This is a genomic window from Candidatus Limnocylindrales bacterium, assembly GCA_035626395.1.
Classification (GTDB): Bacteria; Desulfobacterota; Binatia; order UBA1149; family CAITLU01; genus DASPNH01.
This window is the reverse complement of sequence record DASPNR010000011.1, coordinates 157,519-171,789: the sequence shown is the minus strand read 5'-3', so window position 1 is coordinate 171,789 and position 14,271 is coordinate 157,519. Positions and strand designations below refer to the sequence as shown.

Here is a 14,271-nt window from a genome sequence, read left to right as displayed (position 1 = left end):
TGCTGATTCCCGCGCCTGATCCCGCCCCGCTTCTCCGGCCTCCCGGTGCCTGACGCGTTCGTCTCCCCGCTGGCTCCGTGCACGCACCGGCCGACGTGTCCGGGATGCCCGCGCTATGGAGAAGGCGGCATCGCGCCGGCTTCGCTCGCGCTTCTTCGTGAAATTGCCGGCGCGCACCGCGCCGCTCTCGACGACGTCGTCGAAGGCGCCGCCAGTGCCTTTCGCGTGCGTGCACGGCTGGCGGTGCGTGGACGCCCCGCGTCTCCGAAGATGGGCATCTTCCAGGAGGGAACGCACCGCATTGCCGACATCCCGTCGTGCGTCGTGCATCATCCGCGCATCAACGAGGCCGCGGCTGCGGTGCGTCGCGCCATTCGCCGCTGCGGCATCGCTCCCTACGCCGAAGGACCGCATCGCGGGCTGCTGCGCTACGTTCAGGTCGTCGTCGAGCGCGGCAGCGGGCGCGTACAGATCACGCTGGTCGCCAATGACGATGCGCCGGCATCCCTGTGCGCGATGGCCGATGAGCTCGTGACCGATCTGGGCGCCCTCGTGCACGGCATCTGGTGGAACGGCAACACCGAGCGCACCAATGTCATCTTCGGTCCGCGCTGGCATCACGTTCACGGTCGCGAGGCCGTTTGCGAGCGCATCGGCGGAGCCGACGTGTTCTTTCCTCCGGGCGCGTTCGGCCAGAGCAATCTGGACGTCGCCGACCGCATCGTCGCCGACGTGCACGCGCTCGTGCCCGATGGCGAAGTCGTCGGCGAGCTGTACGCCGGTTGCGGAAGCTTCGGTCTGGGGCTGCTGCAGCGCTCGGTGCAGGTTCGCTTCAATGAGAGCAGCGAGCACGGTCTGCTCGGGCTGAGGATGGGGCTGAATGCGCTGGAGCCGGGCGTCGCCGCACGCGCCGCCATCTTCGGCGGCGATGCGGGCGAGCAGGCCCGCATGATCGATGGTGCACGCGTCGTCATCGTCGATCCGCCGCGCAAGGGACTGCACGCGGATGTCGTCGACGCGCTCTCGGCCGCACGCCCTGCGCTTCTGCTGTACGTGAGCTGCGATCTCGCCTCGCTGGCGCGCGACGCGCAGGCGCTGCAGTCCCGAGCCGGGCTGCACCTTCGACGCCTGCGTCCCTACGCCTTGTTCCCTTATACGGCGCACGTCGAGACCCTTGCGGTCTTTGCCGGCGACGCGGCTCGGGACGATGTGGCGCGCGAGCGCTGAGCGGGACATCGCGAGGCGAGACGCTGGGCTAGACAAGGGCCGTCAGCGGCGTGCGACACCATCGCTGAAGAATTCTTCATCATCTTCGCCGTAGACCTGCCTGTGGCAGTGGGGCATGGTGGCTTCTTCACGCCGGGAGGCTGTCATGCGACACACCTGCACATCGATCGCCGCCGCCGGCCCTTTTCGGAACGCTGCGGCTCTGGTGGCCGCGGCAGTCCTCGCGGTTGCTCCCGCGGTGGCCGGCGCGGCTTCGGCCATTGGCAAGGAATATCCGATCGGCGACCGTGCGGTGCCTGACCGCGGCTGGTGGGAGGGCTGCATCGCATCCGATGGCACCGGCAGCGCCCTCGTCGTCTTCGCCAGCGATGGTCCCGGCCCGGAGCCGGTCGAGTTTGAGCTGGCTCTGCAGCGATACGACGCCGAGGGTGACGAGACGGGCGCGCCGATCCCGCTCAGCGAAGAGCCGATTTCGCCTTCCAGCTATCGCCTCGAGTGCAGCCCCGACGGCTGGATCGTCGCGCAGTGGCGCGATGCCGGAGGCTGCTCGATGCACCGCACCGTCGCGCCCGACGACACGATTCCGGCGCGGCCTGCGGTCGCCGTCCCCGACGACTGCCGGATCCGCGCCAGCTTCGCCATCGACGACGATGGCGGCGTGATCGCCGCCTGGCCTCAGGCTCTGCCGAGCCTCGGCACGCACATTCGGGCGCGCGGGTTCGACGGGCAGGGACAGCCGCTCGCGGAAGGATTCGTGATCAGCGAGCTGGAAGCGGGGTGGCGGCTGCAGCCGAAGGTTGCCATCGACGCCGACGGCCGCGCGATGGTGACGTGGCTGGGGCAGCGCGCGAGCCCGCACCATGCCGAGCCGGTCTTCGGGCGATTCGTGCGCAGGAACGGCAGCGCCAAGGGCTCGATCCTGCAGATCACGAGCTTCGAGTTCGGCAACAATGAGGACGTCGCCATCGCTTCCGCCGGCGGCGGCGTGTTCGAGGTGACGTGGACGAACGTTCTGCAGGGCGGCCGTATCGCCAGGAAGGTTTCGGCGAGCCTGGATGCATCTTCGGTGCTCGCGCCCGAAGCCGGCGCCGGTGAAGCGGCCACGGCGCCGAAGGACGCGCCGGCCTTCGGTGCGCCTCGCTTCGTCGACAGCCATTTCGCCGACCACGGCCCTCGCGGCGTCACCGCCATCACCGACGACATCGTGCGCGGCGCCGGACAGAGCTGGCTCGTGTCGGGCCGCGCACGCGCGTACTGGCGCAGCGCCGACGACAGCCGTTCGTGGACCGGGCCGTCGCTGGCGGCCGAACCGGGGCGCACGCAGGCGTTCGCGTCCAATGGCGCCGGCGCCGCGGTGTGGCTGCAGGTGCGGCAGAACGGCATCTGGATCTCGCGCTCGACCACCGACGCGGTCACCTGGAGCGAGCCGTTGCATCTGCCCTCTCCGGCGCAGGCCAGCGGCTGGAGCCCGCGAGCGGCCGACGTGGCCACGGCCGGCGGGACGTGGGTCGCCGCCGTAGCGTCGTATGGCGGCGTGGCCATCATGCGCTCCTTCGACCACGGCAAGAGCTGGAGCGCGCCCAAGATCATCGGCGACGCCGGCGAGAGCGGCAGCAATGGCTTCGACCTGTCCACCGACGGGAACGGTACGTGGATCGTCGCGCTTGCCGACACCGGGATTCGCTTCCTTCGCTCGACCGACGACGGCAAGAGCTGGAGCGTGCTGCCGCTGGCGGCGTCCGACAGCTTCTGTGTGGCGGGGTGCGGCAACGCCTGGCGCCATTCGCGGATCGGGCTGACGGCCAGCGATGACGTCTGGATGGCCGTGTTCAGCTCCGCGCGCGTCAAGAGCGCCATCCACGGCCACGACGGGGACATCTTCGCGGTGCGTTCCACCGACGGCGGCGCGACCTGGTCGCAGCCGATGCGCGTCAACGCCTACGCCAGGCAGGATGCGTCTCCCGATTCGGCGCCCTCGGTGGCGACCGACGGAAGCGGACGCTGGACGGTCGCATGGACCTCGCATCATCCCGTCGGCGATGGCGACGACCTGGACGCCGACATCGTCGTTGCCACCTCGACCGACGACGGCGCGAGCTGGAGCGCGCCGGCGCCGCTGCGCGAGGAAATGACGACGGATGGGGCTGCGGACTCGGACGTCCTGTTGGCGCAGCACGCAGGCACGTGGCTGAGCGTGTGGCAGCGGCGTCCGTTCACGCCCTCGGCCGGCAGCTTCGAGGAGCACCTTGTCGTGGCTGCGGCCGACGCGACCTGCGCCAACGAGCAGCTGGACGTCGGCGAGAGCTGCGACGACGGCAACTCCGTCAGCGGCGACGGCTGCGACTCCGATTGCACGACCACCGGATGCGGCAACGGCATCGTCAGCGACGGCGAGGAGTGCGATGACGGCAATCGCAACGACGCCGACGAATGCGTGGCCGGCTGCCGGCGCCCGCGCTGCGGCGACGGAATCGTTTCGCCCTTCGAAAGCTGCGACGACGGCAACCAGGTCGACACCGACGAATGTCCGAACACCTGCGGCGCCATGGCTTTCTGCGGCGACGGCAGCCTCTGGCATGGGCACGAGGAATGCGACAGCGGCGGCGTCTCCACCGCGACCTGCACGCCCGACTGCAAGCTGGCGCGCTGCGGCGACGGCCATCTGGCTCCTCGCATCGAAGCCTGCGACGACGGCAACAGCGTCGACGACGACGCCTGTCCCACCGACTGCTCGGAGGCCACGTGCGGCGACGGGACGACCAGCCTCGGCTTCGAAGAGTGCGACCGCGAGGATGCCATGTATGCGGGCGTGTGCACGGACGACTGCCGGCTGATCACGCTCTGCGGGGATGCCAACGGAGATCGGCAGGTGACGGCGGCCGACGCTCGACAGATCCTGGCCACGGCGGTCGGACTTCCCAGAAGCTGCCCGCGACGCGCCTGCGACATGGACGGCAGCGGAAGCATTCTCGTCAGCGACGCGCAGATCGATCTGCGCAAGGCCGTCGGGCTGCCGGTCGGAGAGAAGTGCTCGATCGGCACCGGCGACATCGTGTTCTGGATCGACGAGACGCGGCCGATCGGTTCGTTCCAGATCGCGGTCGAGTATGCCGGCACCGGCGGAGATTTCGCCGGCTCAGGAGGCCAGGTCCAGTGCAGGGCCCTGATCGGGGAGCCGGCCATGATCTCGGCCTTCAACGACGACGAGGAGATCGGGGTGCTCCACGCCGGCTTCGTGTCCCTGGACACCTTCAGCGGCCGCACGGACCTGTTTTCCTGCCGCTTCGACATGCCGGAGGAGCGCGCAGGCGTCCACTTCCTGATCCGCGTGATCGACGTGGCAGGGCCGGACTTCGAGCAGCTGACGCCGGTGCCGCTGATGGGTTACCGGGTCGAGTGAACGCCGCCGCAGCGGGCGCTCACAATACGCCGGCGTCGTAGACGGTTTCTCCGCCGAGCAGCGTTCGCAGCACGCGAGTGGACGCGATCTGGTCGGTCGGGCACGCCGCCTCGTCCGTGATGTCGCGGTCGACGATGAGCAGGTCGGCGTGGCTGCCCGGCGCCAGCGTGCCGATGCCGTCCCAGCCAAGCACCCGCGCCGCATCACGCGTCCACATCCGCACGGCCTCGATGCGGTCCACCTTGTGATCGTCGTCGTCGTTGCGCCGGCCGCTTCCCCAGAACTCGTGCGTCTGCGCCAGCGCGATGTGCTCGAAGATGTTCTTGGGTCCCCAGTCGCTGCCGGCCGAGACCAGCAGTCCGGCGCGCAGCAGGCGCTTGAGCGGAATCAGGTCGCGCCAGACGTGCGCGCCGATGCGGCGCTCGAACAGGTCGCCCTTGCCGCACGAGAACGACATCGATGTCGTCACGCAGAAGCCGAGTGCGGCGTAGCGCCGCGCGTGCTCGGGCGTGCAGAGGTAGTTGTGCTGCAGGATCCAGCGGCGGTGGGCGATCGGCGTGGTCGCGGCGAACGCTTCGGCGCGCGCCAGGAAGTCGTCGTGGTCGGCGTAGCCGGCGCCGATGAAGTTGAATCGCACGTCGTGCGCCGCGCAGTATTCCATCGCCAGCGTCTCGCGATGCGCCGGCACGAACTCGCGGCCGCGCGTCAGCTCGCCGTATGGGCCGATGTACGGCTCGCGCATGCGCAGGAAGCCGGGCGACAGCGGCCCGCCGCGCGACAGCGTCACGCCGTCGTGGCGCAGCAGGTCGTCGTCACGGGAGGTCATCGCTGCGGCGGCGGCGAGGTTGGCGAGAAACTCCTCGTCGCCGATCGGTCCGTGCCACGGCATCGCGTACTGCTGCGACTCGAGCGACGTCATCACGCGCATGCGAAGCTGGTCGCTGTCGCGCAGCATCCGGAAGACGCCGATCTCGGCCTCGCCCATGACGTGGCCTTCGTAGATCGCGGTCACGCCCATGCGGTGATAGTCGGCCACGCCCTGCAGCGTCGCGGGGAAGGCGATTTCCGGGTTCAGCAGCGGCAGCCTGCCGAGCAACTCGTCCATGAACGGATCGCCGGTGTAGTAGGTGTTGACCGGGCCGCTCAGGCGTCCGGTCGGATCGCCGTGCGCATCCTTCTCGATCCAGACGTTGCTGATGCGGTCGGGCGTGGAGCGGTCGAGCAGGCCGAGAAGCGCCAGCGCCGCGGTGTTGAAGACGCAGATGTTGGGTGTCGTCGGCCCCCACGCCTGCAGCCACACCGGGTTGTCGGGTGCGGCCTTGTCGAGGACGTGGCGGTCGGGAAGCACGTGCTCGGCAAGATCGCGCCAGGAGCGGCGAAGAAAGTAGTGCGGCTCGCCCACGGGCGTGGCCATGATCCATTCACCGGCCGCCGTCGTGGCGGCGCGCTCGCGGATGCGCCGGGCGATGTCGTCGTGCGACACCGCGTCCCACAGCCTGACAAGCGGGTATTCGAGGACGCTGAAGTGGAACAGGTGCGGGTGCGTGTCGATGAAGCCCGGCAGCAGCGTGGCGCCGGCAAGATCGACGACGCCGGCCCCGGCCCCGGCCGCGCTCCGCATGTCCTCGTCGCTGCCGATGGCCAGGATGCGGCCGTCGTGCACGACCAGCGCCTGCGCCGCCGGCTCGCGGTCGATCATCGAATGGATGCGGCCACCGCGAAACAGCACCGTCTCGCTCACGAGCGTTCTCCTTTTTCGGCCGGCAACAGCGGCGCCAGTTCTGCGAGCTACGGCGGCACGGGTTCTGTCGGCTACAGCGGCGCCGGCGTGAAGCCGCCGCAGACGTCGGCAACGTGGCGCGCGAGCTCGATCGTGGTCTTGTCCTCCAGATACGGGCCCACGATCTGCAGCCCCACCGGCAGGCCGTTGGTCGTGCGGCCGGCGGGAACCGCCGTGGCCGGCAGCAGCGCGGCGGTGGCCGGTGCGATCCAGGCGAACAGGTCCGTGTACGGATGCGTGCGGCCGTTGATCTGGATGGTGCGCGCAATGAACGGGTCGCTGTGATCGTGGGGAATGGCCGGCACCTGGTTGACCGGCATCAGCAGCGCGTCATAGCGCAGGAACAGATCCGCGAAGGCCACGCGCATGTGCTCGCGCACTTCGTTGGCGCCGAGCCAGTCGCGATGCCGGGCCGTGCCGTAGCGCGCCATCAGTGCCACCGGATCGCCGGCGGTGGCGGGGAACGTCGTGGCCAGGCGCGACATCTCTTCGAACACTTCGGGCGGGAAGCCGGCCAGCAGGATCGGCCACAGGAGCTGCTGGTAGACGTCGACGATCTCGCGCAGCGGGACTGTCGGGCGCGCCTTCTCGTCGATCTGCGCACCCGCCTTACGAAGCAGCTGCACCGCCGTCTCGAGCACGGCCTTCACCTCCGGATCGACGGGGTAGTCGGCATCGTCGAGCCACGCCGCGATGCGGAAGTCGGAGAGCCTGCGATGTCGCGGCGCCGGCAGCTCGAGCTTCCACGCCCTGGCGTCCTGCGGTGATGGACGCGCCATGACATCGAGCAGCAGCGAGAGGTCGTCGGCCGAGCGCGCGATCGGTCCCATCACCGCCAGGTCGACGCCGGCCAGCGCGCCCGGCGGGCCGGGAATGTGCCCGCGCTGCGAGATGATGTCGTGGGTGGGCTTGTGCCCGAGCACGCCGCACCAGTGCGACGGCACGCGAATGGAGCCTCCGATGTCGCTGCCGATCTCGAAGGAGGTGAAGCCCGCGACGACCGCGGCCGCGCTGCCGCCGCTGGAGCCGCCGGGCGTGCGCTCGGGGTTCCACGGATTGCGCGTGACGCCGAAGACGGGGTTGTAGCTCTGCCAGTCGCCGGCCAGCACCGGCGCATTGGTCTTGCCGAAGACGATGGCGCCCGCCTGCACGACGCTTTCGACGACGTCGGCGTTGCTGGTGGGCACGTGGTCGGACAGCGGTGGGTAGCCGGCGGTCGTGCGGATCCCTCTGGTCTCGAGCGTATCCTTGACCGTGAGCGGAAGGCCGTGCAGCGGTCCCCAGCTCTCGCCGCGCGCAGTCGCTTCGTCGGCCGCCTTCGCCCTTGCGCGCGCGCCATCGGCGTCGAGCGTGACGACGATGTTGTAGGCCGGATTGAGCCGCTCGATGCGCTGCAGATAGGCGTCGAGCAGCTCGGTGGAGGATACCTCGCGCCGCGCGATCGCGGAGGCGAGAGCGGTAGCCGACGAATGCACGAGTTCGCTCATCGGCGCGACCTTAACGATCCGGCCCCGGGGCTGCAAAGCAACGGAGCCGGCCGTGGTTCCGGCGACCCGCCCGTCGCGAGCACCATGTGCTCGACTGGTGAGAGCGGAGCACCTGCGCGGCGTCGCGTTCCAATTCCGGCGAAGACCGACGGCGGCGATCGGCGGTCAGCGCAGGAACGCGTTCGCGAAAGCCTCCAGCCCCTGCGTCAGCCCTTCCTTGTCGAAGGCGGGCGGGGCAAGGATCAGACGCTGCACGCCGAGGTCTTCCTGTCGTTTGACGAAGTCGGCATCGGGAGAGAGCATCGCCGCCGTCACTTCGATGGCGTCGGCGTCGCGGCCGACGCGCTCGCACTCGCTGCGCATGACGCCGAGCAGATGCGTCAGTCCCTTCTCGCCGCCGCGGCCGGGGAAGAAGCCGTTGCCGTAGCGCGCCGCGCGCTTGGCGGCCAAATCGGTATGCCCGCCGATGACGATGGGGATGCCGTCCTTCTGCACCGGCTTCGGGTTCGACTCCACGTTCTTCCACGAGAAGTACTTGCCGCTGAAGCTCGAAGCGCCGGGCGACCACAGGCTGCGCATCGCGTCCACCGATTCGCGCGTGCGGCTGGCGCGGTCCTCGAACGGAATGCCGAGCGCGTTGAACTCTTCTTCCAGCCAGCCGACGCCGATGCCGAGAATCATGCGCCCGCCCGACAGCACGTCGATGGAAGCGGCCTCCTTGGCGACGTACGCCGGATGCCGCTGTGGCAGGATGAGCACGCCCGTTGCCAGCCTGATCTTCTTCGTCAGCGCCGCCGCGTAGGCCAGCGAAATGAACGGGTCGGGAATCGGCGCATCCTCGGGCGCCGGCATCCTGCCGTCGGGCGAGTACGGATACGTCGACTCGTAACCGCGCGGCACGAGCACATGTTCGACCGTCCACAGCGACTCGATGCCGACGGCCTCGGCCGTGGTGACGAGGTGGGCGAAGGTGTCGGGGTGGGCGAAGGGCCCGGCGTTGACGAACATCAGACCGTACTTCATCAGAGCTAGCTCCTTTCGTCTCAGGTGGCGGACACGCGCGGAGGCATCCGCTGCGTTGGACGTCGGGGCGCGATGCTCAGCGGGCCTCCAGCCCGCCTCCGCTCGCTCCTCCGCCGTGCCCCGCTGCGCGCGGTCCGACGCGACGTCGCGCAGGGGTGCTTCAGACCGCGCGAAAAGGAAAGGCACAGGTCGCTTCGCGACTGTCTACTACATCGTCATGTGGAGCGGAGCCGCTGATGGAGGGACCCGTTGCGAAAAGTAGATGCGGATGGATCAGCCGGGACGCCACGGCGGCGACCCCGAAGGGCAGCCGACGCCACCCGTCGATCCACCACCCCTGATCAACGCCCCAACGGACCGCGCGCAACGGTCTGGATGCGAGGCGGGTGCCGGTAGAGCGAGCGCAGGCGTACTTCCTGTACGGCGGAGCGAGCGATCCGGCACCCAACGAAGCAGCCAGGCCGTTCCGCGCGTGTCCGAGATGATCTACCAGCGGGCCTTGCTGCCGCGGGTATCGACATGCACGAACGGCCCATGCGCGGCGTTGGCCTTGTAGACGGCCAGGCCGCCATGCATGTGCGAGGGAGAGCCCGGCTCGAGCACCGTCTCGACCAGCTCGTAGAGGATCTTCGCGTCGGCGTTGTCGATGCGGCCGTCGCGGTTGATGTCGTCCATGTTGCCGTCGCCGTCGTTGTCCACGAAGACGTCGGCGGCATCGCCGTAGGCGTGGCGGCTGTAGCTGGTCTCGTTGCCGATGGTCGAGTTGTAGTGAGGCGTGCGGTAGCCGCTCATCACGTGCAGCGTGTCCGCCTTGATGCCCTTGCGCTCCATCTCCTCGAGCAGGCGCTCGAGCTTGACGAGCAGCGCCGTCTGCAGGGCCAGGTACTTCGGAAAGGGGCCCTGCTGCTTGCACAGGAACTGGCCGAGCTTGAAGTGCGGCGACACCTGGGCGTCCACGTTCTCGGCCGTCACCTGCACGAAGCCGCGCGGCGGGAGGTAGGCCGGGTTGCCCTTGAGCGGCTCGCGCTCGTAGCGGCCGATCCGATAGCTGCCCATGCTGTCCTCGCCCGCATACGGCTGCAGCACAAAAGCTCGCACCTCGACCGATTCCCCCGCCGTCTTGTCGGTGACGCGGATGCGGTGCGAGCCCGGACGCGAAGGCGCCGTCCAGTGCCAGGAATGAGGGCCGGTGCGGGCCAGCGAGCCGGCGCTGGCGTTGGCGGCGAAGCTGGATTTGGCGTCGGCGTCGGCCGTCTCCACGGCCAGGGTCTGGCCGGGCAGAACGAAGGCCGACATGATGCGGTAGGGCGATTCGACGCCCGCGATGCGCAGGGCGAACTTGGCGCGCGTCTTGTCGGACTGCGTCACCACGCGAGGCGCCTCGTAGGCATCGTTCGCCGCGACGTCGGCCGCCGATGCCTCGGCTGCCGCGGTCGCCGCGGTGCACATGGGAGAGGCATCGCAGATCGGATCCGACCGCCGAGCGGAGTGGCCCGACGAACAGCTGGTAAGAAGCGTGATGGCGAACAGAGCCGCCAGAATCCCCCGGTCCCCCTTGCTCATGGACATGTCTAATAGCATCGGAACAAGCGTTTTGCGCGCGCCACTGTGTATAAAATCACGTACCTCCACCATCATGCGGGGCAGTCGCTCGTCCCTCGTCGATTGCGCGGAACGGCGTAGGCCCGCGTCTGGGTGTCGAACATGAGCACTGCATTGATCACAGGAGCATCCGCCGGGATCGGACGCGAGCTCGCGCTCGTGTTCGGCGAGAATGGATACGACCTCATCGTGGTCGCGCGAACGCGAGCCCGGCTCGAGTCGGTTGCCGATGAGGTGCGGTCGCGGTTCGGGCGCAGGGTCGACATCCTCTGCGCGGACCTCGCATCACCCGGGGCAGCCGCATTCGTCCACGAGCAGGCGGCGGCGCTCGAGCATCCGGTCGACGTCCTCGTCAACAATGCCGGCATAGCCGTGCCGCGGCCGTTCGTCGAGGCCGACCGCGCGGACCTCTCCATGATGGTGCAGCTGAACGTGGTCGCGCTGACGGAGCTGATCCGGGCATTCCTTCCGGACATGGTCGCGCGCGGCGCCGGCCGCATCCTCAACATCGCCTCGATAGCGGCATTCCAGCCCACGCCGATGCTCAGCGCATACGGTGCGACCAAGGCCTTCGTCCTCTCGCTCACCGAAGGCCTTTCGCAGGAGCTCGCCGGCTCCGGCGTGACCGTGACCGCCAACTGTCCGGGCTTCGTCGACACCGACCTCGTCAGGAACGCGGCGCATTCGCTCGGGACCCCCAACCTCGTTCCATCTTTTCTGCTGCTCGATCCCGCGGCGGTTGCGCGCGAAGCCTTCGACGCCTGCATGAAGGGCGAAGTGATTCGCGTCAGCGGATGGACCTACGAGCTGCTCGTGCAGCTGGGGCGCCTGTACCCGCGCTGGCTCGTTCGCAACGTTGCGGGGCTGGTCGCGCGGCAGTACATGAGCGGAGCGCCCTGAAGCGGCGCAACGCCTCATCCTGTCGCGGCAGGTTCACCCGATGGTGCGGGCGCGTGCGTCCCAACGGCTGGCGGGCATGTGCGCACCTCCGCCATTGCTCGGATGCAGCAACAAAAAGGTCGGGAGAAAGGCCCCGCCAGAGCGGTCGTTCGTGTTGCTGACGCGTCTCGGCGTTGTAGCCTCCATGGTACAGGCTGCATGAACGACGATCTGATCGGCATTGTGCGAAATCTCGCGACCGTCACGGTCTTCCCTGCCTTCCTGGTCAGGCGATTGCTGACCGACGGCCAACGCCACAGCCACAATGGAGGTGCGTCCACGATGAAAGTTCGCGACATCATGACGACCGACGTCCGAGCTTGTCTGCCCGAGGAGCCGCTGAGCGCGGCGGTGCGCATCATGTGGGACTGCGATTGCGGCATCGTGCCCGTGGTGGACCGCAGCGGCCGCGTCGTCGGCGCCATCACCGATCGCGACATCTGCATCGCGTGCTGGTCGCGCGATTCCAAGCCCAGCGACCTCATCATCTCCGACACCATGACGCGCGAGGTGCAGTGCTGCGGCCCCGACGACACCGTCAGCGAGGCCGAGCGGGCCATCCGCGCCTGTCAGGTGCGGCGGCTGCCGGTGGTCGACGACAACGGGCACCTGCAGGGCATCATCTCGCTGGCCGACATCACGCGCGCCGCGGAGCGCCAGCTCGGCGGTGGACATCAAGCGGGCGAGCTGCGGCCCGAGGAAGTCGTCGAGGCCATCGCGGCCGTCTCGCGCCCGCATCACGGCGGCCTTGCCGCCGCAACGATAGCGGCAAGCACGGCCCAGGCGCGCACGGCGCAGCAAAGGCCGGTGGAGTAGGAGCCATGACTTCTGAGCATCCCGAGCTCGACCGCATCACCCTCGAAGAGCTGGAGGAAGAGCTTCTGCAGGCGCGGCACGACCTGTTCGTCGAGCACGGCAGCGGCGAGCTGGAGCTGAATTCGATCGAGGCCGAGCGCGAGATCGAATGGGAGGAGCTGGCGCAGGAGGAACATGCGGCCGACGTCCGCACGCGCCTGAGCGAGCAGCAGTACTCGCAGCTGCGTCAGGTCGACGGTGCGCTCGAGCGCATGAGCCGCGGCACCTACGGGATGTGTCTGGACTGCCGACAGCCGATCGCCGTCGAGCGACTTCGCGCGCAGCCGTCGACGCCGTATTGCGCCGACTGCGCGGCAGCCAACGAGGTTCGAAGCCAGCAGCCGCCGCAGGGGCACCCGCAGGACCGCTCGCAGGATCATCCGCAGGACGTTCCCGAAGTCGCCGCCGAAACCGACGATCACGTCGCGGGCGCTCCGCTGCCGCCGGAGCTGGCGGCGCTCGACGATGTCGAGGTCGCGCAGACGATTCGCGAGGCATTCCGCAACGAGGTCGGTGACGAGCTCGACGACGTGCGCATCCTCTGCCGCGACGGGGTCGTCATCCTGGCGGGCGAGGTGCCCAACGAATCGATGCCGCAGATCGCCAGACGCATCGTCGAAGACGAGGTGGGCTACGAGGTGATCGATCGGCTCCTCATTACCGAGTTCGCCGGCGAGCCGGGCCCGACGACGTCGCGCCGACGCCGGCCGCACCAGATCCCGGACGGCACCATCGACAAGGAAGACTTCGAAAGCGACATCTCCGAGGACATCCTGGAGGTCGAGGAAGAGGGACTCACGTTCGTCCCTCCTACGCGGCCGGTGCCCGAACGGTGACGCTGTCGACAATATTTTCAGCATGATGCCGTCGAACCTCTGACCGCATCGACGGGCGAGGGCGCTTCTCGTCCCGTCCGCATGCCTCAGGAGGAGATGACGATGGCCACACCTCAGAACCAGTCGGCGCGGCGCGATGAGCATCGCGGCATGCGTGCTGGAGAGTCTCCATCCGACGCAGGACAGGTACGCGATCCGGCTCCGCAGAAGGAGCCGATGCCGCCGTTTCCCGAGCAGCACCAGGACAAGCCGGGCGTCGAGGCGCGGCTCGAGCCGCGGCCGCGTTATCACGCGCCGCACTACCGAGGCTCGGGGAAGCTGCAGGACAAGGTCGCCCTGATCACCGGCGGCGACTCGGGCATCGGGCGATCGGTGGCCGTGCTGTTCGCGCGCGAAGGCGCCGACGTCGCGATCGTCTACGCCTCCGCCGAGGCCATGGGCGGCAGCGACGGGCAGGGCTCGCCCGAGCAGGTCGACGCCGAGGAGACGCGTCAGGCCGTGCAGGCCGAAGGGCGGCGCGCGGTGCTGATTCCCGGCGACGTTTCCGATCCTGCGTTCTGCAAGGAAGCCGTCGAGCGCACGGTGCAGGAGCTGGGCAAGCTCGACATCCTGGTCAACAACGCCGCCTACCAGCAGAACCAGCCCACGCTCGAGCACATCACCGACGAGCAGTGGGACCGCACGTTCAAGACCAACATCTACGGCTACTTCTACATGGCGCGCGCGGCGATCCCGTATCTTCGCCGCGGCAGCGCCATCGTCAATTGCGGCTCGATCACCGGTTTGGAAGGAAGCAAGAAGCTGCTCGACTACTCCTCGACCAAAGGCGCGATCCACGCCTTCACGAAGTCGCTGGCGCAGAACCTCATCGAGAAGGGCATTCGCGTAAATTGCGTTGCGCCGGGGCCGGTCTGGACGCCGCTGAATCCGTCCGACAAGGACGCCAAGCAGGTTGCGCATTTCGGCCAGGACGTGCCGATGAAACGGCCGGCGCAGCCCGAGGAGATCGCGCCGGCGTTCGTCTTCCTGAGCTCCGCCGTCGACTCCAGCTACATCACCGGAGAGGTCCTCACGCTGCTCGGTGGCGAGACAACGGCCGGCTGAGCCAAGGCTCGCGGCAAA

Annotated in this window: 10 protein-coding genes; 6 read left to right on the top strand and 4 right to left on the bottom strand. The window is 68.7% G+C overall.

Translation table 11 applies throughout. The features are described 5' to 3' along the window. The first annotated feature begins 45 nt into the window (after positions 1-45). Together VEC57_06585 and VEC57_06580 are read left to right on the top strand one after the other, a co-directional pair. The gene (locus VEC57_06585) at positions 46-1,227 is read left to right on the top strand and encodes a hypothetical protein (GenBank protein HYB98787.1); all 1,182 of its coding nucleotides are present in this window, start codon (positions 46-48) and stop codon (positions 1,225-1,227) included. Positions 1,228-1,432: 205 nt separating this feature from the next. Continuing rightward, complete coding sequence (locus VEC57_06580) at positions 1,433-4,627, top strand: DUF4215 domain-containing protein (protein HYB98786.1); 3,195 nt, start codon at positions 1,433-1,435, stop codon at positions 4,625-4,627. 19 nt (positions 4,628-4,646) lie between these two features. On the opposite strand, the gene VEC57_06575 is transcribed toward VEC57_06580, so the two are convergent. From VEC57_06575 to VEC57_06560, 4 genes are all read right to left on the bottom strand, one after another. Beyond that, entirely contained in the window at positions 4,647-6,368 is a 1,722-nt protein-coding gene (locus VEC57_06575) for an amidohydrolase family protein (GenBank protein ID HYB98785.1), read from the bottom strand. A gap of 71 nt (positions 6,369-6,439) precedes the next feature. After that, positions 6,440-7,894, bottom strand: coding sequence for an amidase (locus VEC57_06570; protein ID HYB98784.1), 1,455 nt, complete (start codon positions 7,892-7,894; stop codon positions 6,440-6,442). Between the two features lie 165 nt (positions 7,895-8,059). Then, positions 8,060-8,917, bottom strand: coding sequence for an LLM class F420-dependent oxidoreductase (locus VEC57_06565; protein ID HYB98783.1), 858 nt, complete (start codon positions 8,915-8,917; stop codon positions 8,060-8,062). Between the two features lie 486 nt (positions 8,918-9,403). Continuing rightward, positions 9,404-10,480 carry a D-Ala-D-Ala carboxypeptidase family metallohydrolase gene (locus VEC57_06560; protein HYB98782.1) on the bottom strand — a complete coding sequence of 359 codons (1,077 nt, stop codon included), beginning with the start codon at positions 10,478-10,480 and terminating at the stop codon, positions 9,404-9,406. A gap of 141 nt (positions 10,481-10,621) precedes the next feature. Between VEC57_06560 and VEC57_06555 the strand changes: the two genes are divergently transcribed. The 4 genes from VEC57_06555 to VEC57_06540 all read left to right on the top strand — a co-directional run bounded on the left by VEC57_06555 (position 10,622) and on the right by VEC57_06540 (position 14,253). Continuing rightward, entirely contained in the window at positions 10,622-11,419 is a 798-nt protein-coding gene (locus tag VEC57_06555) for an SDR family oxidoreductase (GenBank protein ID HYB98781.1), read from the top strand. Between the two features lie 321 nt (positions 11,420-11,740). Further along, positions 11,741-12,274, top strand: a complete 534-nt coding sequence (locus tag VEC57_06550) for a CBS domain-containing protein (GenBank protein ID HYB98780.1) — start codon at positions 11,741-11,743, stop codon at positions 12,272-12,274. Positions 12,275-12,279: 5 nt separating this feature from the next. Further along, positions 12,280-13,149 (top strand): TraR/DksA C4-type zinc finger protein, encoded by an 870-nt coding sequence (locus tag VEC57_06545; GenBank protein ID HYB98779.1) that lies wholly within the window; start codon positions 12,280-12,282, stop codon positions 13,147-13,149. 102 nt (positions 13,150-13,251) lie between these two features. Further along, positions 13,252-14,253, top strand: coding sequence for an SDR family oxidoreductase (locus tag VEC57_06540; GenBank protein ID HYB98778.1), 1,002 nt, complete (start codon positions 13,252-13,254; stop codon positions 14,251-14,253). The last annotated feature ends 18 nt before the right edge of the window (positions 14,254-14,271 follow it).